The 24664-nt window shown below is 30.4% G+C and carries 26 protein-coding genes; 7 read left to right on the forward strand and 19 right to left on the reverse strand.

The features are described from left to right. The first annotated feature begins 18 nt into the window (after positions 1 to 18). The 4 genes from murI (at position 19) to L992_RS02305 (ending at position 3650) form a co-directional block, all read left to right on the forward strand. A complete protein-coding gene (gene murI / locus L992_RS02290) occupies positions 19 to 792 on the forward strand; it encodes a glutamate racemase (RefSeq protein ID WP_047394147.1) in 774 nt (257 codons plus the stop codon). 11 nt (positions 793 to 803) lie between these two features. After that, a complete protein-coding gene (locus L992_RS02295; RefSeq protein ID WP_052193879.1) occupies positions 804 to 2279 on the forward strand; it encodes an ABC transporter substrate-binding protein in 1476 nt (491 codons plus the stop codon). 59 nt (positions 2280 to 2338) lie between these two features. Then, positions 2339 to 2737, forward strand: a complete 399-nt coding sequence (locus L992_RS02300; protein ID WP_047380792.1) for a hypothetical protein — start codon at positions 2339 to 2341, stop codon at positions 2735 to 2737. A gap of 136 nt (positions 2738 to 2873) precedes the next feature. After that, positions 2874 to 3650, forward strand: a complete 777-nt coding sequence (locus L992_RS02305) for a formate/nitrite transporter family protein (RefSeq protein ID WP_047380793.1) — start codon at positions 2874 to 2876, stop codon at positions 3648 to 3650. 52 nt (positions 3651 to 3702) lie between these two features. Here the strand turns inward: L992_RS02305 and L992_RS02310 are convergent, their stop codons facing one another. Continuing rightward, on the reverse strand, positions 3703 to 4434 hold the full coding sequence (locus tag L992_RS02310; RefSeq protein ID WP_047394150.1) for a hypothetical protein: 732 nt from the start codon (positions 4432 to 4434) through the stop codon (positions 3703 to 3705). 174 nt (positions 4435 to 4608) lie between these two features. Between L992_RS02310 and L992_RS13055 the strand changes: the two genes are divergently transcribed. Next, positions 4609 to 5691, forward strand: coding sequence for a metallophosphoesterase (locus tag L992_RS13055; RefSeq protein WP_052193880.1), 1083 nt, complete (start codon positions 4609 to 4611; stop codon positions 5689 to 5691). A gap of 68 nt (positions 5692 to 5759) precedes the next feature. On the opposite strand, the gene asrC is transcribed toward L992_RS13055, so the two are convergent. The 7 genes from asrC to L992_RS02350 form a co-directional block, all read right to left on the reverse strand. Then, entirely contained in the window at positions 5760 to 6752 is a 993-nt protein-coding gene (gene asrC, locus L992_RS02320; RefSeq protein ID WP_047380797.1) for a sulfite reductase subunit C, read from the reverse strand. An 8-nt stretch (positions 6753 to 6760) separates the two neighbouring features. Beyond that, entirely contained in the window at positions 6761 to 7555 is a 795-nt protein-coding gene (gene asrB, locus L992_RS02325; RefSeq protein WP_047394151.1) for an anaerobic sulfite reductase subunit AsrB, read from the reverse strand. After that, complete coding sequence (gene asrA / locus L992_RS02330) at positions 7548 to 8555, reverse strand: anaerobic sulfite reductase subunit AsrA (protein WP_047394152.1); 1008 nt, start codon at positions 8553 to 8555, stop codon at positions 7548 to 7550. The genes asrB and asrA overlap by 8 nt, the downstream gene beginning before the upstream one ends. A gap of 142 nt (positions 8556 to 8697) precedes the next feature. Then, positions 8698 to 9177, reverse strand: a complete 480-nt coding sequence (locus L992_RS02335; RefSeq protein ID WP_047380803.1) for a DUF1456 family protein — start codon at positions 9175 to 9177, stop codon at positions 8698 to 8700. Between the two features lie 68 nt (positions 9178 to 9245). Further along, a complete protein-coding gene (locus L992_RS02340; protein WP_052191631.1) occupies positions 9246 to 9911 on the reverse strand; it encodes a Crp/Fnr family transcriptional regulator in 666 nt (221 codons plus the stop codon). Position 9912: 1 nt separating this feature from the next. Continuing rightward, positions 9913 to 10578, reverse strand: coding sequence for a deoxyribose-phosphate aldolase (gene deoC, locus L992_RS02345; protein ID WP_047380805.1), 666 nt, complete (start codon positions 10576 to 10578; stop codon positions 9913 to 9915). Positions 10579 to 10621: 43 nt separating this feature from the next. Continuing rightward, positions 10622 to 11935, reverse strand: coding sequence for a thymidine phosphorylase (locus tag L992_RS02350; RefSeq protein WP_047380808.1), 1314 nt, complete (start codon positions 11933 to 11935; stop codon positions 10622 to 10624). Positions 11936 to 12051: 116 nt separating this feature from the next. On the opposite strand from L992_RS02350, the gene L992_RS02355 reads away from it, so the two are divergent. Continuing rightward, positions 12052 to 12660 carry a Crp/Fnr family transcriptional regulator gene (locus L992_RS02355; RefSeq protein WP_047380811.1) on the forward strand — a complete coding sequence of 203 codons (609 nt, stop codon included), beginning with the start codon at positions 12052 to 12054 and terminating at the stop codon, positions 12658 to 12660. An 11-nt stretch (positions 12661 to 12671) separates the two neighbouring features. After that, the gene (locus tag L992_RS02360) at positions 12672 to 13844 is read left to right on the forward strand and encodes an iron-containing alcohol dehydrogenase (protein WP_047394153.1); all 1173 of its coding nucleotides are present in this window, start codon (positions 12672 to 12674) and stop codon (positions 13842 to 13844) included. Positions 13845 to 13911: 67 nt separating this feature from the next. On the opposite strand, the gene L992_RS02365 is transcribed toward L992_RS02360, so the two are convergent. The 11 genes from L992_RS02365 to L992_RS02415 all read right to left on the reverse strand — a co-directional run bounded on the left by L992_RS02365 (position 13912) and on the right by L992_RS02415 (position 24650). Beyond that, on the reverse strand, positions 13912 to 14841 hold the full coding sequence (locus L992_RS02365) for a siderophore ABC transporter substrate-binding protein (RefSeq protein ID WP_047394156.1): 930 nt from the start codon (positions 14839 to 14841) through the stop codon (positions 13912 to 13914). 10 nt (positions 14842 to 14851) lie between these two features. Then, complete coding sequence (locus L992_RS02370) at positions 14852 to 15607, reverse strand: ABC transporter ATP-binding protein (RefSeq protein WP_047394159.1); 756 nt, start codon at positions 15605 to 15607, stop codon at positions 14852 to 14854. Between the two features lies 1 nt (position 15608). Beyond that, entirely contained in the window at positions 15609 to 16577 is a 969-nt protein-coding gene (locus L992_RS02375) for an iron chelate uptake ABC transporter family permease subunit (protein WP_047394161.1), read from the reverse strand. After that, a complete protein-coding gene (locus L992_RS02380; RefSeq protein ID WP_047394163.1) occupies positions 16567 to 17520 on the reverse strand; it encodes an ABC transporter permease in 954 nt (317 codons plus the stop codon). The genes L992_RS02375 and L992_RS02380 overlap by 11 nt, the downstream gene beginning before the upstream one ends. 171 nt (positions 17521 to 17691) lie before the next feature. After that, positions 17692 to 18801 carry a diguanylate cyclase gene (locus tag L992_RS02385; RefSeq protein WP_047394165.1) on the reverse strand — a complete coding sequence of 370 codons (1110 nt, stop codon included), beginning with the start codon at positions 18799 to 18801 and terminating at the stop codon, positions 17692 to 17694. Positions 18802 to 18918: 117 nt separating this feature from the next. After that, positions 18919 to 20598, reverse strand: a complete 1680-nt coding sequence (locus L992_RS02390) for an FAD-binding protein (RefSeq protein ID WP_047394166.1) — start codon at positions 20596 to 20598, stop codon at positions 18919 to 18921. A gap of 83 nt (positions 20599 to 20681) precedes the next feature. Then, on the reverse strand, positions 20682 to 21545 hold the full coding sequence (locus tag L992_RS02395) for a DMT family transporter (RefSeq protein ID WP_047394169.1): 864 nt from the start codon (positions 21543 to 21545) through the stop codon (positions 20682 to 20684). A gap of 65 nt (positions 21546 to 21610) precedes the next feature. Continuing rightward, complete coding sequence (gene minE, locus L992_RS02400) at positions 21611 to 21865, reverse strand: cell division topological specificity factor MinE (protein WP_047383636.1); 255 nt, start codon at positions 21863 to 21865, stop codon at positions 21611 to 21613. A 14-nt stretch (positions 21866 to 21879) separates the two neighbouring features. After that, positions 21880 to 22671, reverse strand: coding sequence for a septum site-determining protein MinD (gene minD / locus L992_RS02405; RefSeq protein ID WP_047383638.1), 792 nt, complete (start codon positions 22669 to 22671; stop codon positions 21880 to 21882). A gap of 19 nt (positions 22672 to 22690) precedes the next feature. Then, on the reverse strand, positions 22691 to 23386 hold the full coding sequence (minC, locus tag L992_RS02410; protein ID WP_047383640.1) for a septum site-determining protein MinC: 696 nt from the start codon (positions 23384 to 23386) through the stop codon (positions 22691 to 22693). Positions 23387 to 23525: 139 nt separating this feature from the next. Next, positions 23526 to 24650 (reverse strand): ABC transporter ATP-binding protein, encoded by a 1125-nt coding sequence (locus tag L992_RS02415; RefSeq protein WP_047394171.1) that lies wholly within the window; start codon positions 24648 to 24650, stop codon positions 23526 to 23528. Positions 24651 to 24664: the final 14 nt, after the last annotated feature.

Here is a 24664-nt window from a genome sequence, read left to right on the forward strand (position 1 = left end):
AAAGAATGTGAGGTTTTAATGAGAACAATTGGAGTATTTGATTCTGGAGTAGGGGGAGTTTCAGTTTTAAAAGAGGTGTTAAGAGAGTTTCCTTACGATAATATCATCTATTTTGGTGATAGTTTACATGCTCCTTATGGAGATAGAGAGATTGATGAAATTCGTTCTCTTTGTTTAAAGGTCTCAGACTTCTTAGTAAACGAAAAAAAAGTGGATGCTCTTGTTATAGCTTGTAACACTGCTACTGGTGCAGCAATGGATATTATGCAAGAGAGATATAGCATTCCTGTTGTTGGAGTTGTTGAAAATGGATCTAACGAGGGAATTAAAATTACAAAAAATAAAATGGTTGGAGTTATTGCAACTCCAGCTACAATAAAAATGGATATATATAAAAAATCTATCGAAAAAAAAGATACATCTATAAAAGTATATAGTATTAAATGCCCTCTTTTTGTTGGTATGATCGAAAAGGGATGGGAAGATAATTATGAAAGTAATAATTTAATTCAAAGTTACTTAAATCAATTTCCAGAGGAGATAGATACTTTAATTTTAGGATGTACTCACTATCCTTTAATTCAAAAATATATAATGAGATATTTTAAAGGACAGGTTGTTGATCCCGCTAAAGAGACAGCAAAATCTTTAAAAAAATTAATCGGAGAAGGTAAATATTTTAAAACTCCATACCTTAAATTCTATGTGAGTGGTGATTGTAAAAAATTTAAAAAAGTTGCTCAAGAGTTTCTAGGTCAAGAGATTCAGGAGATAGAAAAAATTATTTTATAGGAGAACATATTATGAAGAGGATTAAACTACTTTTATTTTTTATGCTACTTTTTACCATTAATATATTTTCAGCAACAATCAATGTAGTTCAAGAAGGTGATCCAAGAACTTTTGATCCGCATTTCGGAAATGATGGATTCTCCTTGAGAATAAATAGATTACTTTACTCTAGACTTTTAGAAAAAAACCATAATATGGAAACTATCCCTGGAGTTGCTAAAAGTTATAAATTTATTAATAATCAAAAAATAGAATTTACTCTAAAGGAAAATATCCTTTTTCAAAATGGGGATAAATTGACATCGGAGGATGTCAAATTTTCATTTGATAGAATGAAAAAATCTCCAAGGATAGCGGGTTTATTACCACCTATTAAAGATATTGTTATTATAGATGAGTATAATTTCGAAATGATCTTGGAAAAGCCATTTTCAGCTATTATAGACCAATTAACACATCCTGCGCTAAGCATTGTCAGTAAAAAATATGTAACTAACAATCCAAAAGCTCTCGTTGAAAATCCTATGGGAAGTGGAAAATATATTTTAGAAAGCTGGGCTCCGGGTGAAGGGTTAGTTTTAAATAGATTTGAAAATTACTTCGATACTAAACCAACATATGAAAAGATAAATATAAAAACAATACCGTTAGCCACTAATAGAACTATTGCTCTTGAAACAGGTGAAGCTGATATAGCATTTACTTTACCTCCACAAGATAAGGTTACAGTTGATAAAAATGAAAATCTTCAGTTTATGTCGATTCCATCATATTCATATACTTATATGGGATTAAATTTAAAAAAAGAGATTTTTAAAGACCCAGATATTAGAAAAGGTATCAATTTAGCTATAGATAAAGAAGCTATTTTAGAAACAGTTTTAAATGGAGAGGGAAAAATTGCGAATTCACCCGTAGCAGAGGGAGTTCAAGGTCATAATCCCAATACCCGAAATTTAAGTTACAATAAAAATGAAGCTATCACTCTTCTAAAAAAAATAAAAGGAACATCTTTAACTTTAGCAACTATGAGCTCTGGAATAGATATTCAAACTGCTGAAATAATTGCGGCATATCTAAAAGAAGTTGGAATAGATGTTTCAATAGCTATTCTTGAACCTAGTATATACTGGCTAAAAACAAATGAAGGTGAGTTTGATATGTTTATAGGATCTTGGGGAAGTGTTACAGGTGATTCAGATTACGCGCTTTATCCAACACATCATACCAACGCTTTTGGTGCTGCTGGAAATAGAACTTTTTTCAGCGATAAAAAAGTAGATTCTCTTTTAGAAGAAGCTCGTGAAACCTTAGATTTAAAAAGTAGAGAAAAAATATATGAGGAAATCCAAGAGATAATTGTTGCTAACAATAGTGAAGTTATGTTATTTTACAGAGATTTAAATGGTGCACTTAATAAAAAAATAAAAGGTTTCAATCTATATCCCATCCCAATACATGATTACTCTTTAGGAAGTATATATTAGAATGATGATTCAAATTAAAGGAAAACATTTGACTTTAAAGTATATATGAGGTAATAAATATGGTAATTAAGATGATAGAAGGGGTTGATACCATGATTATAGCTTATGAAAAATTAACTAACTCTTACAGAAATATCGTAAAGGAAAATATGTTTCATATAGGAGAGGGACTTATTTTAGATCGAGAAAATAACGTTCTTCACAGATTTGAAAATATAAATGATATTACCTTGGATATTTTAAAAAAGCTTAACAAACTAAGAGAAGAAATCGTAATCGTTTATCCTTGCAATCTAAGAGAGAGAAAAACTACTTTAGATGTCTGTGTTGAGTCTTACATTGTTAGACATTACAACTTAGAAACTATCTTCGATGCTATTCATGCTTGTGAATGCACAAAGAGAAATATAAAATTGCTTTGGAATGTCGATTTAAGATATTGCAATGTTTTCTTTTAAAAAGTACAGTTAGATTACATTTTAATCCTTAAAAAATCTTTTTTTACTCAAAATAAAATGGTGTGATTTTTGTCACACCATATTTTTTTTATTCTAGTATAAAATGCTAGTATATTATTTATTTTAGGAGGATTCTATGTTTTTAGAAACGATTGAAAAAGTTGCAAACGCAGGTGTTGCTAAGAGTAATTTTTTAAAAAATAGCTTAGGAAAATACTTTGTATTATCAACTTTTGCCGGATTTTTTGTTGGATTAGGAATTTTATTAATTTTCTCTATTGGTGGATTAGCTGCACCAGTTATTGGACCATTAGGTGCTAGAACTCTTATGGGAGCTTGTTTCGGAGTTGCACTTAGTTTAGTTATTATGTGCGGAAGCGAATTATTTACTGGAAATAACTTTGTTATGACAATATCTACACTGTCAAAGAAAACTACTTGGGCAGATACTATAAAACTTTGGGTTGTATGTTATTTTGGAAATCTATTTGGATCAATACTTTGTGGATGGTTCTTCTCAATGACTAACTTAACTGTTCATTTTGTTCCTGGTGCAGAAAGTGTTGGAAAATTTATGGTGACTATAGCTACTTTAAAAGCTACTGCTCCATTCATGGATCTTTTCTACAGAGGTGTTCTTTGTAATATCCTTGTTTGCTTAGCTGTTTGGTGTTCAATAAAAATGACATCTGAGTCAGGAAAACTAATCATGATTTGGTGGTGTCTATTCGCATTCATTACTATAGGATTAGAACACAGTATTGCAAATATGACTCTTTTCTCTGCTTTAATGTTTAAAGAACCTCAATTCTTCATGGGAATGATTACAAATCTAATCCCTGTAACTCTTGGAAATATTGTTGGAGGAGTTGGATTAGCAGCAGCATACTTCTATGTATCTAAAAAAGACTAATTAATAAACAAAAATGGAGACAAAATTAAAGTCTCCATTTTTTTATTATAGTTTATTTACTTTGAATAGTTACTTCAATACGATTTTCATATGCTTTTTTTATTGCCTCTAAAATATCTCCGTGACTATCTCTTAAACTCATTGTAGCTCCCGCAGTTATATCAGCAACTTCTTTTTTCTGAGCATCAGTTAATTTAGCAAATTTTTCTTTATCTTTTTCATTTGCACTACGCTCTTTTAAAGGTCTTCCATTAACATCAGAATACATCTTTGCAAAATTATCTTCAAGTTCGTCAACTGTTTTTCCTTTAAACTTTTCTTGGAAATAATCCATCTGCTTATCCCATTCATTTCTAGGATTCATTCCATAGGTAGCTCCACGCTCTCTTTTAGTTTTCCAGCTATTAACTTCATTTGAAATATTTTCAACACTGTTTTCAGTTTTACCAACAACTGTTTTTGTTTTATGATCAGTTAAATTATATCCCTCTGTTCCAGGCCACCCAGAAAAATGTGGCATACTTTCACCATCATAATTTGGAGAACTAACCTCTAAAGCATCAACAATCACATTTATAATTTTTCCATCAGCATCAAATATTACAGAAGCATCAATATAGTTAAAACTATAAACTTGATGTCCTTCACTATCTTTTCCTGGACCTACTCTGAAATTTTTTGAATGTCCTAATCCTTGATAAACTTTAGTTTCTGCTGCAAAAGATGTTATAGAACCACAAATTAAAATTGCTACGAACGACAAAGGTATCCATTTTTTCATCATTATAACCACTCCCTCAAAATATGATAGTTGCATATTACTACTGTATATACTCTATTTTTTAAAAAAAAACAAGAATCATTTTTAAGTTTTTCTAAATTTTATTGACTTCGAGTCAACTCTAAGTGATATAATATTTTTATATTCTAAACATTTAAATTACAAAGTGGAGGCAATATGATTTTTATTTTACAAAGACTACTTCCGGTAGTTTTATTTATAATAACAGCAGCATTTTTCTTTTATAAAGTTTATGGCAGTTTATGGTTCTTTTTAATTATTCCTCTTATAAGTTTCTTACCGTTTATTCTTTTTTATTTTTTAAGAGAGAATAGAAATGAAATGTTTGAAGTTGTATTGGGTCATTATTTATTTTATTTAAATTATATTCTTATTGGAGCTGTTTCTATAGTTTTAGTGTCATTTATAGCAAAACTTTTTTCTATAGATTTACTAGGATTGATTGCTCAGAGAAAAATATTTTTTAATATTTTTACAATTATTAGCTTTATAGGTCTTTATTATTTAGGAAATAAAAACTTTGAAAATATCTTAGTACAAAATTATGAGGTTCCTTTACAAAATAGATTTTTAAATAAAGATTTAAAATTCGCTTTTATTAGCGATATTCATCTGAATGCAAAATTTGATGGAAGTAAACTTAGAGAATCATTCAAAAATATGGAGTCTGAAGGGGTTGAATTAGTTCTTATCGGTGGTGATTTTCTAGATAATACATATAAAACAGTCAACGACGATATCAAAAGTATAATTGATGAAACATCTTTCAAACACGGCATATATCTAGCCTTAGGAAACCATGAGTATTATGGTGGAATCGATGAAAATATAGAATACATTAAAAATCTCGGAATTAAAATATTAAGAGATGAATCCACAGAAATTGAAGGTATCACTATTATTGGTAGAGATGATAGACACAACAGAAACAGAAAAAATCTAGACGAACTTTTAAAAAATATAAATCCTGAGAATACCATTATCGTTGTGGATCACAACCCTGAATCTTTAAGAGAATTGAATGGTGAAAAAATTGATCTTTATCTTTCAGGGCATACACACAGAGGGCAAATTTTCCCATTTAATCTTTTAGTGGATTATATGTATGAAAACTCTAGAGGTTACAAAAAAATTAATAACACTCATTCATATGTTAGCTCAGGCTTAGGAACTTGGATGATTCCTTATAGAATAGGTAGCCAAAGTGAGATGTTTATTATGAATTTAAAAGCCAATTAAAAAATGCTAACTAAAAAACCAGCATAGTTAAAGAGACTGTGCTGGTTTTCTATTTATTTTAATTTTATCTACTTTCCAATATCGTTTTCAGCACCAGAATAGATAATTCCATTCCAATGAACCATATTTCTTTCGATAGTAACATTTTCTAAATTTACACCCTCAAGAGCAAATTTTTTGAACTCATGGAATCCTGTTCTATCCACGATATATCCGATATGCTCTTTTGGCAATGCTCTGTTGATATATGTATCAACATATTTATATGTATTCTTGATTATTTTTATGATGCTCTCTTCGTCAGCCCACAGTAACCAATCTTCAGCAAGTCTTGGATTTTTCTTTCCAGTTCTTCCCATGATAGCTAATCTATAGTATTTCTTCTCATCTCTAACCCAAGCTGATGTAGGGCAGTTTAAAACACACTCTCCACACCCAATACACTTACTATGCTCTCTCACAACAGTATAATTCTCTGCACTTAAAGCACCTGTAGATAATCCTTTACACTTCTTAACACAAGCACCACAAGATACACATCTCTCTTTCTCATAAAGAGGCATAGCCATACCTACGATACCAAAGTCATGCATTCTAGCTTTGATACAGTCGTTAGGACAACCAGTTAAAGCTATTTTAAAATGGAAATCATGAGGGAAAACCTCTTTCTCTATCTTTCTAGCAAACTCTGTTGTGTTATATTGAGCTTTAGGACAAACACCATTTCCTATACAAGCTGTTATATTTCTAGTTCCAGCAGCTGGATATCCATTTCCCTCTCCATTTGGTTGGTTGATTTCAAATCCATCTATTAAAACTTGTATCTCTTTATTTACTTCATCGATCATAGTTATATCGATACCTTTTATCTCAAACCCTTGACGAGTTGTTATATGAACTTTTCCATTTCCATATTTCGAAGCGATTTCAGAAACTTTAAGTAGTAACTCAGCTGTTATTTCTCCACCTGGAACTCTAACTCTTAAAGCGGTCTTCTTTCTCTCTTTCGTAATTCTAAATGCATTTTTCGTAAAACTTTTTCTACTTAATTCTAAAGCCATGTCTCCTCCTAATCTAAAAGCTTCTTAGCTTTTACATAATTAAATATAGGTCCTTCTAAACAAACATATGTTTCATCAATTTTACAATGTCCACATTTACCAACAGCACAAGACATATTTCTTTCGAATGAAACCCAAATTTTCTCTTCAGGAATTCCTAGCTTTAAAAACTCTAAAGCAGAGTATTTCATCATCATTGGTGGTCCAACTATAACAACTTCTAAGTTATCGAACCCTTCGTTCAATCTAAGGTGAGGTATATATTCAGTAACTAAACCAACACACTCTCCATCAATTCCACAACCTTTATCTACAGTTAAAATCATAGGAGCTTTCTTTCTCCATGTATCTATCTCTTTCTTAAATAGGATAGAATCTTGATCTTTAAATCCAAAAATTAGCTCGATATCAGTTTTTTTATCATCTATCAGTTGTTTTATTAATGGTCTAACCGGTGCTGTTCCACTTCCTCCTGCAACAACTATAACTCTTTTACCTTTATAAGTATCCATAGGGAATGAGTTTCCATATGCTCCTCTTAAAAATATAGAATCTCCTGGTTTTAAGTTGAATACTGCGTCTGTAACCTTTCCAACTTTTCTTATTAAAAACTCAATCCATCCCTCTTCATGATTACAATCAGCAACCGATATAGGAGCCTCTCCAACCATAGGAATAGATAACTGTATAAATTGTCCAGCTAATGGCTTTATAGTTGTTTTAACTTTAAATAGCCACTCTATTGAACTCTCTTGAACTATTGATAATATCTCTCCTCTTTCAGGCATATATATATTATTCATCTTTATCACCTAACTTTTTACTTAGTTTATTTATACAGTTGATGTATGAGATATATTCTGGGCAAGCATCATCACATCTTCCACACCCTATACACATATGAGTTCCAAATCTCTTTTTGTAATCAGAAATTTTATGCATAACTTTAAATCTCATTCTATCTCCAGATTTTTGTCTGAACTCATGTCCTCCAGCCATAGTTGTAAATCCATCTACATGGCAAGAAGCCCAAACTCTTCTTCTCTCTCCAGTTTTAGAGTTATCTCTATTGAAGATATCTTGACTTGTGAAGCAAGTACAAGTTGGACATACAAAGTTACATCTTCCACACTTTATACATCTGTCGTAATCTCTCCACATCTCACCATTTATTATATCCTCTAAAACGATATTTTCAGGAACTGTAACTTTCTCAACGTTTTCTGTTACAAACTCCATTTCGAACTCCTCGTTTTTCCCTGCATCAAAGAAGTTTAATAGCTCTTCATCTTTAACATCTGTGTAAACCTCTCCATCTTTGAATGTTAATCCTAAGTTGTAGTTATCTGTTTTATTTGTTCCCATTGAAGCACAGAAACAGCTCTCCCAACCTTTTCCTGGGCAGCCCATTACAGCAAATTTTACCATTTTTTTAGCGTCAGCATAGTATTCGTCGCTAAATTTATTATTTAAGTAGATATTATCTACTTTTTCAATTGCATGTAAATCGCAGCTTCTTAATATTACTAGAGCTTTTTTTGTTCTTCCCTCTGGCTTTTTAAATTCATTTTCATTAAAGTAAAATATTGTTTGTCTTATAGGTAGTAGAATCTCTTTAGCTGAATAATAACTCTTATCTTTTAAATTAATCTCTTCTAATGTAGTTATCTTTTCATATTTAACTAAATCAGTGTCTGAGAACGTTCCCTTAAAAGGAAGTGTAACTGGAGCATAGATATCATACTCTTTAGATAGGTTTAATAACACACTATTAAACTCATCATTTGTTAATAATTTTTTCATTCTTTCACCTCTTAATTTTGAGTATTTTTATACATCATTCTATTACTTTATATAGAAAAAAATGTGTGACTCTAGTCACACATCTCTATATTGACAAAAAATAAATTTTTTTAAGATCAATTACTAATCTTTTGTAATCTTATTATTTCTCTCCTCTGAAAAGTTCAGTGATTCCCTTTATAAATACTCTTACATATTTATCTCCAGCTTCTCTGTAATTCTTGTGATCTGGTCTTCTGAAAATAGCACTTAATTCTGATTCAGACATCTTTAGTCCACCTGTTTGGAATGCATCAATCATATCTTCACTTCTAAAAGCTAAAGCTATTTTTAACTTTCTTAAAATATGGTTGTTGATATTTTTGTTGTTAGGAACAACCTCTTCAACTTTTGCAGCTCCTGGTTTTTGTGGTCCTCTTTTGTAAGTTATAAGTCCACTTAAGAATACATCTAAAGTTTGGTTGTTACAAGTTTTGAAGTTATCATCTTCTGGCTTACTTAAAAGAGCAGTTAACTCCTCTAAAGAAAGTTTCATTCCTCCTAATTTGAAAACTTCTAGCATAGCTTTATCGTTTATTCTTAAAGCGTATCTAACTCTTCTTAGAACGTCATTATTTGTCATTTATTCCTCCTGATATTTTAAATTTACTCATAATTATAGCACAAATTTAAAAGTATTCCTATATAAATCTACTGTCTATAAAAATCTTTAATTTTAGATTTTAAAATAAAGATTGCATTATTTTCAACTTTAACTAAACCTAACTCTTTTAATTTTTTAATTCCTCTTGAAACGGTCTCTCTATTCGTTCCAAGCATATCTGCTAAATAGGTATTATTTACTTTTACCGTAAATCCGTGAAATTCCTTTACTTCATACCCAAAATCTTTTGAAAGTTTCCACAATTTCGCTGCAATTTTTTTATCCATAGATATTGTCGTTGTATTTTTTAACTGCCTATATAGACGTTTTGTTTTTTTTGAAAGAGATTTGATTATCAATATAGCTAAATCTGGATACTTTATAATTAATCTTTTAAGTTCTTTAACTGGAATTATAAGCGTTTTAACATCTGTAAAAGCGTCACAGCTAATACTTGTTTTTTCACTCTCTTCATAAATTATTGTATCATTTAAAAATGATCCCTCTCCTAAAAGATATATTATTTTTCTTTTTCCATCTGAATTATCTTTATAAACTGTAACATTTCCACTAATCACAAAATATACCTCTTCACAAAATGAGTGTTCTAAAAAAAGAGTTTCCCCTCCTTTAAATTCTTGGCAGTGAGAAACTCTTAGTAAATCATTTAAACACTCTTTTGATAAAGAATTGCTTAAATATTCTGTATTCATATTAGTATTTATTTGGATCCGCAGTTCCTGTAGTCACTAACTCAACTCCAGAACTTGTTCCTAATCTTGTTACACCTAAAGATATATATTTTTCTGCAGTAGCTAAATCTCTAACTCCTCCTGCAGCTTTTAATTGAGCTGCATCTCCAACAATCTCTTTCATCAGTGCGATATCTTCAAAAGTAGCTCCACCTGTTCCAAATCCTGTAGATGTTTTTACAAAGTCAGCTGCAGCATCTAAACAAAGTTTTGTAGCAACTTTTTTTTCATCATCTGTTAAGTAACAGTTTTCAATTATAACTTTTAAAACATTTGTACCTATAGCTTTTTTTATAGCTGCTATCTCATTTTTTACATACTCAGTTTCTCCAGCTTTTAACATTCCAATATTGATTACCATATCAATTTCAGAAGCTCCATCCTCTATAGCAGTTTTTGCTTCGAAAACTTTTGAAGCTGTTGACATAGCACCTAATGGAAACCCTATCACTGCACAAACCTTTACTTCTGAACCTTTTAATTGCTCAGCTGCTAATTTTACATAAGATCCATTTACACAAACTGAGAAGAAATTGTGCTCTTTTGCTTCCTTACATAATTTTAAAATATCCTTTGGTTCTGTTGTAGCTTTTAATACTGTATGATCAATATATCTGCTTAAATTCATTCTTTCTCTTTCCTCCTAAATTTTTATAAATTTAATTACTTTATTATAACCCAATATTAGATAAAATTTCTAGAATAACTTTATTTTTTTCCACTTTTTCATCTACTATCGTATATGCACCCTCTAAAAACTTTATCGATGACTCTAAATTTTTGTCATTGTGTTGAACTATAGCTAATGTCTCTCCAGCTTCGATATAATCTCCAACTTTTTTTGTAAGTAAAACACCAACCGAATGATCTATTACATCCTCTTTTGTGGCTCTTCCTGCTCCTAAAACCATAGCAGCCTTTCCTATCTCTTCTGCTTCTATCTTAGCTATCCAACCTGATTTTTTAGATTTAAATTCAAACTCAGATTTAAATGTTGGAAGAAGTGTGTAGTCGTCAACTAATTTTGGATTTCCTCCTGCTGCCTCTATGAAGTCCTTTAAATGTTGAATTGCTGATCCATTGCTAATAACCTCTGCAACCCATTCTTTTCCCTCTTCTAAAGTTTTTACATCACCTTTTATTTGAAGAGCTGTTGCCACAATAGTTTCAACAAGCTCTGTAAAATCTGCTGGCCCTCTTCCTCTTAAAGTCTCTATAGCTTCAATAATCTCATTACTATTTCCAACTGCATATCCTAAAGGTTGATCCATATCTGTTAGTAAAGTCACTACTTTTCTATCAAATGAATCTCCTATATCTATCATCGTTCTTGCTAACTCTTTAGCTGTATCAATATTTTTCATAAAGGCTCCAGACCCAACTTTAACATCTAGTATTATTCCATCAGCATAAACCGCTAACTTTTTACTCATTATTGAACTTGCTATTAAAGGTATACTTGAAACTGTTGCTGTAACATCTCTCAATGAATATAATTTTTTATCTAAAGGTACAATTGTATCCGAATACCCCATTATTCCTGTTCCAACTGTATTTACCATTTTCACTAACTCTTCTCTTGTTTCTGGGAAAACAAATCCTGGAATCGCTTCAAACTTATCTATCGTTCCACCAGTATGTCCTAACCCTCTACCTGATAACTTTGCAGTTCCTATTCCAAAAGCTGCAAAAAGACCGGCTAGAGCTATTGTAGTCTTATCTCCAACCCCACCTGTAGAGTGTTTATCTATTAAAAATTTTTCTATTCCATCAAATTTAATAACTTCACCGCTATTCATCATAAGTTCTGTAAATACTTTCAATTCAGGTTTAGTCATTCCATTAAAATAAACAGCCATCAAAAATGATGACATTTGATAATCTGGAATTTTATTTTGCAAGTATTCTCCCAATAAAAAACTCATTTCTTCTGCTGTAAGCTCAATGTTATCTCTCTTTTTTTGAATAATATCTACCGCTCTCATCTACTCCACCTCGTTTTATTTTAATATTTTATATATTTTTCTAGTATTTTTTCTATTTTTATGATATATAAATTCTTAGACAATAGATAGGACATATGGCCCAATAAGGAGAATTTATGAATAAAATAATGAATTATATAAGTTTATTTAAATTAGACGACATTTTAACAAAAGAAGTTCAAGAAAAACTTCATCTTAAACATTATAAAAAAGGAGAGTATATTTTAGAAGCTCACAAAGGAACGAATAGTATTTATTTTATCGTTGAAGGAACTGTTGAAGTTTCATGTATATTAGATAATGGGAATCAAGTGTGTTTAAATATATTAAAACCTTTAGAAATTTTTGGTGATATTGAATTTATTAACAAGCAAGAAGTTCTTTTTGATGTTGTAGCCAAAAGTGACGTGAGCGTTATTCTTCTTCCTTTTATAATTGCTAGAGAACTCTTAAATGAAAATATACATTTTTGGAAATTTTTAGCTATAGAAGGAAATAAAAAATTATTAAATACAAATAAAGCTATTTTTTACAAAAGTACTTTAAAAGCTAAAGATATTTTCTTAAAATATATTGAAGATAATGACGGAGAGATTATATTTAAATCTCTAGATGAACTTTCTGGTAGACTAAATATAAGTTATCGAAATTTAACAAGAATAATCGCTTTTTATGTTAAAAATAAAACTATTTTCAAAGATAGAAATTCTATCAAAATGTTATAGAGGAGGGGTTTATGAAAAATTTTATTTATGATGTTCCTACTAAAATATTATTTGGAGAAGGTCAAGTTTCAAATGTAGGTAAAGAGGTTAAGAAATATGCCTCAAGAGTACTACTTCTTTATGGAAAAAATAGTATTAAAAAAAATGGATTGTATGATGAAGTTTTAAAAAGATTAACTGATGAAAATATTGAAGTTATTGAACTTTCAGGAGTAGATCCAAATCCTAGAATTGAAACAGTTAGAGAAGGTGCTGATCTTTGTAGAAGATATAAATTAGACCTTATTTTAGCTGTTGGAGGTGGAAGTACTATTGACTGTGCTAAAGGAATAGCTGCTCAAACTAAATATCACGGAGATATTTGGCAGGACCTTTGTGTGGATAAAAAATTTCATCTTTTAACTGAAGCACTTCCGATTGCATCAATCTTAACTCTTGCCGCTACTGGAAGTGAAATGAATGGAAATAGTGTTTTATCAAATCCAAACGAAAATCTAAAATTAGGTTTTGGAAGTTATATTTTAAGACCTGTTTTTTCTATTTTAGATCCTGTTTACACATTTACAGTTAATAAATATCAAACTGCTGCAGGAGTTGTAGATATAATGAGTCACCTTTTTGAACAATATTTTTCACCTGACAAAAAAGGATATCTACAAGCTAGAATAATGGAGGGTTTACTTAAAACTGTTATTCATTATGGGCCTATCGCATATGAAAATCCTACTGACTATGAAGCTAGAGCCAACATCATGTGGGCAAGTTCTCTCTCTTTAAATGGACTCACTTCATCTGGAAAAGAATCAACAGATTGGGCAACTCATCAAATTGAACATGAATTAAGTGCTAAATATGACATCACTCACGGTATTGGTCTTGGTATCTTAACACCTTACTGGATGGAATATGTTTTAGATAAAGAGAATGTTCATAGATTTGTAGATTATGCTAACAATGTTTGGGGGATTTTTGAAGATGATGACTTTGAAGTTGCAAGAAAAGTTATTCAAAAAACTAGAGAGTTTTTCAACTCACTTGATGTACCTTCAACTTTAGCTGAAGTGGATATTGATAGCTCAAAACTTGAGGAGATGGCTGCAGGAGCAACTAGGTTAGGACCGATTGGAACTATGAAAAAATTAGAATTTAAAGATGTTTTAGAAATTTTAAGTTCAGCTCTTTAAAAAATTATAAAAATAAAAGCACAGAGAACTTCATTTTCTTCATCTGTGCTTTTTGTTTTTTATTTAATTATTTTAATCCAGCTTTTACTTCATCAATCATTTTTTGAGTAGTTTTTATACCACCTGTTGCAGTGTACCAAATCTCTGCATCCAAGAAAATGATATTTCCGTTCTTATAAGCATCTGTTGCTTTTATAATATCATTATCAAAAGCCTTATTAGCCGATACATCTCCGCCATTTACAGCACTTCTATCTACAACAAATATATAATTTGGATTTTTCTCTAATATATATTCAAAGTTTATCTTACTTCCATGAGTAGAAGCTCCTATATCTCCAACTGTTTTGAATCCCATATGGTCATGAACGATTGCAAATCTAGATTTTAAACCATAAGCTGATAGCTTTCCATTATTTGAAAGAACAACTAAAGCATTTAAATCTTTAGATTCCACTTTATCTTTGATCTCTTTTAAATTAGTCTCTATAGTTGCTAACTCTTTATTAAGCTCAGTGTTTTTAGAGAAAATATCTCCCATCATCTTTACATTTACTTTTAAAGCCTCTAAGTAATCATCTCCTGTTGTTGTCAGTCCCACTGTTGGAGCAATTTTAGATAATTGCTCATAGAAAGGTTCTTGTCTTCCTGACACAATTATTAAATCTGGCTTTAATTCATATATTTTTTCTAAGTTAGGATCTTTAAGTCCACCAATATTTATGTACTTCTCATCTTTGAATTTATCTAAAAATTTAGGTAAACTATCTTTTGGCAATCCTATAATTTCAATTCCTACAGTATCTAACATATCTACAATTCCATAGTCAAATACAATTACTTTTGTTGGATTCTTTGGAACTTCAGTGCTTCCCATAACATGGTTAATTGTTATTTTTTCTACATTTGAAGTTTCATTTGACTCTCCTGTTAAATAGAAGAACGCTCCTATACAAACTGCTATAACTACTGCTAATAAAGCTAATATCTTTTTCATTTTATCCCTCCTAGAAGTAAACACATATATTTTTATTGTTAATCTCTTGAATATGGAACGGCATCTCATAAAGCTTTTCTAAAGTTTCTTTTACAACAACATTTTGAGTTTTATCCATATGTTTCATTTTTCCATTTTTCATTGCTAAAATATAATCTGAATACACTGATGTAAAGTTTATATCGTGCATTACTATAACTATTGTTTTATTAAAATCTTTTACAAGTCTGTGTAAAATTTTCATCATAGCCACCGAACTCTTCATATCCAAATTATTTAATGGTTCATCTAAAAGTATATATTTTGTATTTTGAGCAATTGTCATAGCTATATAAGCTCTTTGTCTTTGCCCTCCACTTAATTCATCTAAATACTTGTCTCTGAACTCTCCTAAATTCATATATTCGATTGCTTCTTCAATAACTTTTTTATCTTCAGCATTCAATCTTCCACCACTGTGAGGAAATCTTCCAAATGAAATTAACTCGTAAACTGTAAGTCTTACATTTGTGGTATTTTCTTGTTTTAGAGTAGCCATTGTTTTTGCTAATTCTGCTTTATCCCATTCTGTAATAGATTTCCCATCTATTATTATCTCTCCAGAATCTAAAGGAGTTAAACGACTTATCATATTCAACAATGTACTCTTTCCTGCACCATTTGGTCCTATGATACATGTTATCTTCCCTTCTGGAATATCTGTGCTTACACTATTTACAACCGGTTTTAATCTGTATGTTTTACTGACATTTTTTATCTCTATCATCTTATCCTACTCTCCTCTCTTTCAATAGAATCCATAACAAGTACATTCCACCAACGAAATTGATTATTGTACCTACTGGGAAACTATTATTAAATACTCTTTCAACTATTATCTGTCCAACTATTAAAGAGAGTATACTCATAAAAATAGATCCCATCACTAAATATTTATGTTTGTAAGTTTTAAGCAACTCTTTTGAAATATTTACAGTTAAAAGTCCTAAAAAAACTACTGGTCCTACTAAAGCTGTAGAAATTGAAACTAGAATTCCCACTATTGTTAAATTTTTTCTTAAAAGTTTCTTGTAATCTAAACCTAAATTTATAGATTGACTATATCCTAAACTCATAACATCTAAAGTTCTCATATCATTTTTCAACCAGAAAAATACAAGTCCTACTATTATATAAGCTATTAGTAATAAAGTGGTATTAACTCTGCTGTAACTCGCAAATAAACTACTCTGTAAAATTAGAAATTCATCTGGATCCATTACCATCTGAATTCCGCTCGATAAACTATCTAAAAATGTTCCTACAATCATTCCAATCAAAATCATATAAAGAAGTTTTCCTTTACTTTTTCCCGTAAAAAATTTCTGAAGGAAAATACTTATCATAATCATAAGTCCAATTGTTATAAAAAACTTTGGAATTGGTGCTGTTAACACAGGAATCATTCTTCTAAAAATAAAGATTGTCATTGTTTGTAAAAATACATACATTGAATCTAATCCCATCACACTCGGAGTTAGAATTCTACTATCGGTAACTGTTTGGAATATCAATGTAGATATTGCAACACATGTCCCACTTAAAATTATTGCTAATATTTTTATACTTCTTGTAGATATAAGATATCTAAAATTACTTTTATTTACACCTATCAGTAGGAAAAGAGCTATCCCTATTAATACTCCCACTAAAAGACCAAATAAAATATTTTCTATTCTTTTCTCTTTACTCTTCAAAATTTAACCTCCTAAGTATCATAGCTAAGAATATTCCACTACCGAATACTCCTGTTATCATTCCTATCGGAATCTCATGAGGATATATAACCAATCTTCCTAATATATCACAGAACAGAAGGAACAAACTTCCTAGAGCTCCTGTTATATATAGATTTTTCGAAAGATTATCTCCGAAGAACATAGAAACTATATTTGGAATAATTAATCCTAAGAATGGTATTCCTCCTATCGTTATCATTACTAATGAAGATATGAAACAAACCAAAACTAATCCAATATTTACAATAAATTTATAATTTATTCCCAGATTTATTGCAAACTCCTCTCCCATTCCTGAGATCGTAAATTGCTTTGAATAAAAGAAAGCAATTAATACTAAAGGAATTGTTATATATAATAGTTCATAATTTCCTTTTAATACGCCTGAAAAATCACCAAAAAGCCAACTGTTAATACTTTGAATCAAATCACCTTTGTAGGCAAAGAACATTGTTATAGAGCTTAGTATTCCACTTATCATCATTCCAATCAATGGTACTAAAGCATTGTCCTTTATTTTTATCTTCCTAACTATTCCTAAGAAAAGGAAAGTTCCTCCTATCGAGAATATAGTTGCGATTAACATCTTAAATATAATCGATTCTCTTGGAAAAAATACTAAACCTACCAAAATCCCTAATTTTGAAGAGTCAGCAGTTCCTGCAGTTGTAGGAGATACAAATTTATTCATAGTAAGTTGCTGCATAATTAAACCACAAATGCTCATCCCAAATCCCGCTGTCACAATACTTATTGTTCTTGGAACTCTACTTAAAAATATTATATTGTTACTATTAGTTCCTACAACAAAAATATCTGACAGATTAACTGTTGCTACACCTAAAAAAATAGAGGCTATTGATAGAAAAATGATAAATGTTGTTATTGTAAAGTTTTTCATTTAATCTCCTCTTTTGATATTTTGTTTTACAAATTAAATTATAGCAAAAGATTATGCTTTGTCAACAATAAACTTTCAATTTCAAACTATTTTCTTTATTTTTTTTATCAACAATTTTTATATATAAAAAAAAGCCCTATTTAAAGGGCTTTTAATATAACTTTCATCACATCAATTAATTTTTTCTTTTTTTATTTTATATAACTCAACATCGGCTCTTTTATAGAAAGCGTCTAATTTTTCTGCGCTCTTTCTTTGAACTAACCCAGCACTAATCTCAAAAGAAAACTCTTCGGTAATGTTTTGTTTTCTTATCTCACTTTCAACTCTTTGATAAACTCTCTTTAAATCCTCTAAATTTGATTCAATCACTATGCAAAGTTCATCTCCACCCATTCTTATTATATAATCACCATTTTTTCTGATACTATTTTTTAAAATAGTTGCTAATCTCTTTAATACTAAATCCCCTATGTCATGCCCTTTAGAATCGTTAATCTCCTTAAATTTATCGATATCTATAAGCATCATTGAAAATATTGAGCTAGTTTTTTCTTCAAAAATACTTCTTAATCTCTCTTCATAAAAGTTTCTATTGTAAGTTCCTGTCAGTATATCTTTATAAGCTTTCTCTTTTAAATCTAAACTTCTTTTTTTAGATTCTGTAATCTCTTTTACCATTGCCAAAATACCATACTCATCATTTTCTAAATCTACTCTTGATTTAAAAGTTTGATACCATCTTCCATCTAGATATTCCTCTTCATAAAAGTTTCCTTTTTCAAAAGCAATTTCATTGTTTTCTAAACACTTCTTAGCCATTGCCTCTGGAAAAAATTCAATCTCTTTTTTCCCATATAACTCATTATTTGGAATATTTAAATATTCTGCATATGCCTTATTAAAATACTCTAATCTTCCCTCTGAGTCTAAATAAAAAATAAATTCTTGAACAGTATCTAACATTGCAACTAACTTATTTTGACTTTTCGATTTCTCTTCTAAATCTTTTTCTAATTTTTTTAAATCACTGACATCATGAAATTCTAAAAAAAGATATGCCTCACCATCTTTTTTTATTTCACGCTGCTTTACTTTTAAATCAAATTTCGCTAACCTCTTTTTTAATGCCTCATTCATTTTTAAATATTTCAAATCTATTTCATTAAAATATTCTTTTAAAATCTCTTTCATGTATCTGTTCAGGTATTTTACTTCAAACTCTTGATTTAAAATTAATACTCCAATTGTTAAGTTATCTAATAATAAATTTTCAAACATTCAATACCTCTTTAATACTTTTTATAATCTCTCGTGTAATATTGTAACACATTTTCAATAAAAAAAACAGAGAAATGAAAATTAATTTCCTTTCTCTATTTTTTTGTTTTTTTTAATTTATTTATTAATAAACTTAACTGCATTCTCTCCAGCTATACGACCGAAGATTACCGCAGCACTATATGCAGCACTACTGTTTGTAACCTCTCCTGCAGCGAATAACCCTGGAACAATATCACCTTTTGTATTTAAAACTTCCGTTTTTTCATTGGCAACAACTCCACCTCTTGTCATATGAACTGCTGATTCAACTTGAACTCCATAGAAAGGTCCTTCAACTCTAAACTCTCTTTTAAATGGTTTTGCTCTAAATTGATCCTCTTGCTCTCCACGAATAGCACTATTGAATCTATCTCTTGTCTCTACTAATTTATCTGCTGGAATACCTAATTTTCCTGCTAACTCTTCTAAGGTATCAGCTTTTACATGGTACCCTTTCGCTGTATGTTTTTGTAAACGGTAACTTCCATCAAATAAAGTTTGGTCATATATATAGAAAGCTTTTCCACCTGGTTGAGCTAATATCGTTTGAGCAGCTTCAAATCTAGCATCTTTTGATATGTTCTCATTTAAGAATCTCTCTCCATTTGAATTTACAAGCATAAATCCATCTGATCCACCTGTTAAATCTCTAGTCGTTCTAACTATGAATGGAAATAAATTCAACTCCTCTAAATTGGCTAAAGCTATATCATTCTCTTCAAATACAGGTATAAAATCTCCTGTTGCTCCAAGCTGATTTGAAGTTTGTAACTTCTCTGTTCCTGGAGAATATTTTGCCAATAACTCTTTATTTGCTGAGAATCCTCCTGTTGCCATTACAACAGCTTTAGTATTTATATCATAGAAGTTATTTCCATTTTGAACTTTGATTCCTTTAACCTCTCCATTTTCTATGATTAAATCAGTTCCTTTAGTTCCTGTTCTAATATCTATTCCTAATTTTTTTGCTGTGGCTTCCATTCCATCTTGAACTTCTTCTCCAGCATAAGCATTACTTTTAGCCATATGACCTCTTTTTCCATAGTAATGCTCCAATTTTATTCCCATAGATCTAAGCCATGTATCTAATTTATAAGCACCCTCTGCCTGAACTCTTGTTCTTTCAGGTGTATCCATCCAATTGCTATTATCTGCGATTAGTTTTTCAACTGAATCTTCTACTCCAGCATTTTTTTGAGCTTCAGAGTTTATTAAGTCGTAGAAGTTCATGTCATACTTTCCATTTCCACTTAATATATCTAACTTTTCTATTAATATTATATTTTTTAATCCGGCTTCTTTAGCTGATATAGCTGCCGCAAGACCCGCTGGTCCTCCACCTACTATAACTAAATCTGTTTTAACTGGTTCTAAAAATGCCACTGGCTGTTCTGGTCCCTTTGTATTGATAGTTATTCTTCCAAAATCTTTTCCACTCTCTTTAAGTGCTGCAGCTACTGCTCTTTTCACTCCTAAAGATGTGTATGTTGCTCCAGATACACTATCAACGATTGGAGATTGTGCTTTTAAAATTCTATCTTTTAGAATTGGGAATGTTCTTGAAATAATATGAGAAGTTTCATTATCAGAAACTAACTCAAGATTCTCAATTTTATCTCCCTTTGTCACAACGTTTACTTTAATCTCCCCAGAGAATCCATTTCCTTTACCAATAACAGATTTCTCCTTTGTTCCGCAAGCTACTAACATTAAGCTTGCCAAAAGAATTGCTAATTTACACCTATTTACTTTCATTATTACCCCTTTATCATCTCTTTGAATAAATTTTCAAAGAAAATAATAACACATAATGACTTTTTTATCAATGTTTTTACTATTTATCTCTTCTTTATTTCGCTTAAAAGTACAGATCCAAATATTAAAATACCTCCCACTAAAACTTGTAAAGTCATTTTATCTCCCAAAACTAAAATTGAGAATAAAGCACCAAAGATAATTTCTGTTGTTAATATTAGTGATACTTGACTCGGATTAATCTGTTTTTGTGCATATGTTTGAATCGAGTAACAAATAAAAGTATTAAAAGCAATTATATAAGTTAGCGCTAAAATTTGTTTTAGATCATAACTTCTTGTAAAAATTGTACCACCCTCAACTAATAAATTCATTAAAATCCCTATAATTCCTGCTGAAAACATTTGAAAACCATTAATAGTAAATGGGTTTCTATTTTTTATACGACTTCCAATAACAACTATCTGCAATGCAAAGCCTATTGCACATATAAATGTTAAAAAGTCTCCAAAATTAACTGTCAAATCTTTCTCAAAAGATAGGATTCCAATTCCTAAAAAGCAAATTATTGATGAAAATATATACAATAGTTTAGGTCTTTGTTTTGTAAAAATCCAAGCTATGTACGGAACAAAAATAACGTTAGCACCAGTTATAAATGCATTTTTAGATGCTGTAGTATAGACTAATCCCACTGTTTGAAAAGCAAATGCTAAAAATAAAACTATACCTGCCACTAACCCTAGTTTAATCTCTCCTTTTTCAATTTTCATCTTTTTTATCCCCATAATTCCAAACATCACAACAGCTGTAATAAAAAATCTAATGGCTAAAAACTCATATGGTTGAACCCCTGTATCTAAAATTATTTTTGTAGCTGGAAAACCACTTCCCCAAATCATAGCAACTAAAATTAATAATACTTTACTTATATTCTCTTTTTTCATATCGATTCCCCTCTCATATTCATATTATAAGTTCAACATATATAAAAAAAAATAGCACCAAAGTACTATTTCTTTATTTTTATAGGTATGTTAGCTATTAAAGCCGTCTCCCTTCCTGTTTCAGACTCTTGTGAAACTTCTATATTTAAAGCATCTTTATCTATATCTACATATTTAGATATAACTAAAATAATCTCATTTTTCAATGCTTCTAATGTTTTTGGAGTAAGCATAGCTCTATCATGAATCAGTACCAACTTCAAACGATCTTTTGCTACTGAACTAGATTTTTCTTTATTTAAAAAATTAAAAAATCCCATAATTGCCCCTCCTTTTATTTTTTAAATATCTCTTTAATTTTATCAAAAAACCCGATTTTTGGGTCTAGATCTAAAAATTCCACATTTTGACCTAATGTTCTAGCCGCAATATTCATATAAGCTTTTGCAGCTAATGATTCACCTTTATAAACTAAAGGCTCACCTTTATTTGTAGATATAACTATATTTTCATCATCTGGAACAATTCCAATAGGTTTTATTCCAAGTATATCTGTTACATCCTCAACACTTAACATATTTCCATCTTTAACCATCTCTACTCTAAGACGATTTACAATAAGTTTAGGATTTCTAATCTCATTAGCTTCTAATAATCCAATAATACGATCAGCATCTCTAACAGCTGAAATCTCTGGAGTTGTAACTACATAAGCTTCCTCTGCTGCTGCTATAGCATTTTTAAATCCTTGTTCTATTCCTGCTGGACAATCTACAAGTATAAAATCATACTCAGCTTTTAATGTATCTATTAACTCTCTCATTTGTTCAGGTGTAACTGCATTTTTATCTCTAGATTGAGCTGCTGGTAGAAGATGTAAGTTATCATTTCTTTTATCCTTTATTATAGCTTGTTTGGGTTTACATGTTCCTTCTATAACATCTATTAGATCATAAACAATTCTATTTTCTAATCCCATTACAACATCTAAGTTTCTAAGTCCAATATCTGTATCAATCAGTAGGGTCTTTTGATTTTCCATAGCTAGTGCAGCCCCTAAATTTGCACTACTTGTTGTCTTTCCTACTCCACCTTTACCTGAAGTAATTACTATAACTTTTCCCATAATTCCTCCTGTCTTCCCCTTATATTTTTATCATATGCTCTAAGGTCGCTTTATTGAACTTTTCAATAAATATATTTCCATCTTTTAAGTATGCTACTTCAAAATCTACAGTTTTCTTAACCTTATTTACATCTAACACATTTGTACTTGGATTTTTTGCTATAACCTGCCCTATTTTTATTTGAATAGGATTCAATGAAAACGCACCCACAAATGCTTCAGAACCATCATCTTCACCTGCATACACAGTTCCGTTTAGATATCCTAAAACGACAACATTTCCTTTTGCCTTTATTACAGCTCCTGGATTAACATCTCCTAACACAACAACGTTTCCTTCAAATTCCAAATTGTGTCCAGAACGTAAAGTTCCTTTATGAAACTTCGTTACTCCTTCATCTGTCACATCTTTTATATTATTAAAAGGAAGCTTAAACTCCCCTACTGGCAACTGTGAAAAAATAGATCTTTCAGAAAAAATGAAAGCTATTTTTATTTTCGTCTCTTTATTAATTACTCCGATTAAGATATTTTCCTCTATTTCTGTAAGTTTTCTATTTGTAAACTCGATGGCTATTTTTGTATCACCTATAAATGCTTCTGCCTGTTTAATCTTTTCAGAAAATTTATCTTTTAAAGAACTAAAATCGATAGCACTATCTAATTGTACAACTAATCTGTCCTTTTTTCCTTTTAAAATTACACAGTCGTTCATATTTGTACGCTCCTAATTTTATTTTTTACATATCAATCAATTATAGCACTTTTATGTTCAAACTTCAATCGTTTTATGATTATATAGGTTTATTTTATAAAAAAAATGAGCCTATTTACTAAGGCTCATTTCTATTACATTAAATAGTTATATTTTGCTCTGATTCTATATCAAATAAATGGCACTTATCCATTTCGAAATAAAACTCCTCTTTCTGGTTAAAGTTTGCTCCAGTTGATTTTTCAGCTGGAATTCTAGCAGTGTATTGAGTATCTCCAATGAAGAAGTAAATAAACTCTTCATTACCCATTTGCTCTACTATATTTACTTTTCCTACTAATGATGCATCTCCATCCTTAGCTGTATTTTTATTTCCTACATTTTCAGGTCTAATTCCAAACCAAACATCTTTTCCAACATGATTTTTTACTTTTTCAGCTTTTTCTTTTGGTAGCGCTAATCTGTCTCCATTAGCTAATTTAACAAAAGTTACATCCGCTTCTTTGATTAAAGAAGCTTTAACAATATTCATCGCTGGTGATCCGATAAATCCTGCAACGAATTTGTTTGCTGGGCTATTGTATAGATTTAATGGAGTGTCAACTTGCATTATCTTTCCATAATTTAATACACAGATTCTATCTCCCATTGTCATAGCTTCAACTTGATCATGTGTTACATATATCATAGTTGCATTTTGTCCCTCTTCTTTTAACTGTTTGTGTAGTTGAGTGATTCTTACCCTCATCGACACTCTAAGTTTTGCATCTAAGTTAGAAAGAGGTTCATCAAATAGGAAAACTTCTGGTTTTCTAACAATCGCTCTACCTACCGCAACCCTTTGTCTTTGCCCTCCTGACATCTCTTTTGGTTTTCTGTCTAAAAGATCTGTTATCTCTAACTTCTCAGCTGCTTCTTTAACCCTTTTATCAATCTCACCTTTAGGCACTTTCGCCATTTTAAGACCGAACGCCATATTATCATAAACTGTCATATGTGGGTAAAGTGCATAGTTTTGGAAAACCATTGCAATTCCTCTATCTTTAGGAGGTAAGTCATTAACTAGCTTCTCCCCTATGTAGATCTCTCCACCTGTTATCTCCTCTAAACCTGCAACCATTCTTAGAGTAGTTGATTTTGCACAACCTGATGGTCCAACGAAAACCATGAACTCTCCATCTTTGATTTCTAAATCGATTCCATGAACTGCTTTAAACCCATTTGGATATTGTTTCTCAACTTTTTTTAACACTACTTCTGCCATATTAATTCTTCCTC

Origin of the sequence: Cetobacterium sp. ZOR0034, assembly GCF_000799075.1 — a bacterium.
Taxonomy (GTDB): domain Bacteria; phylum Fusobacteriota; class Fusobacteriia; order Fusobacteriales; family Fusobacteriaceae; genus Cetobacterium_A.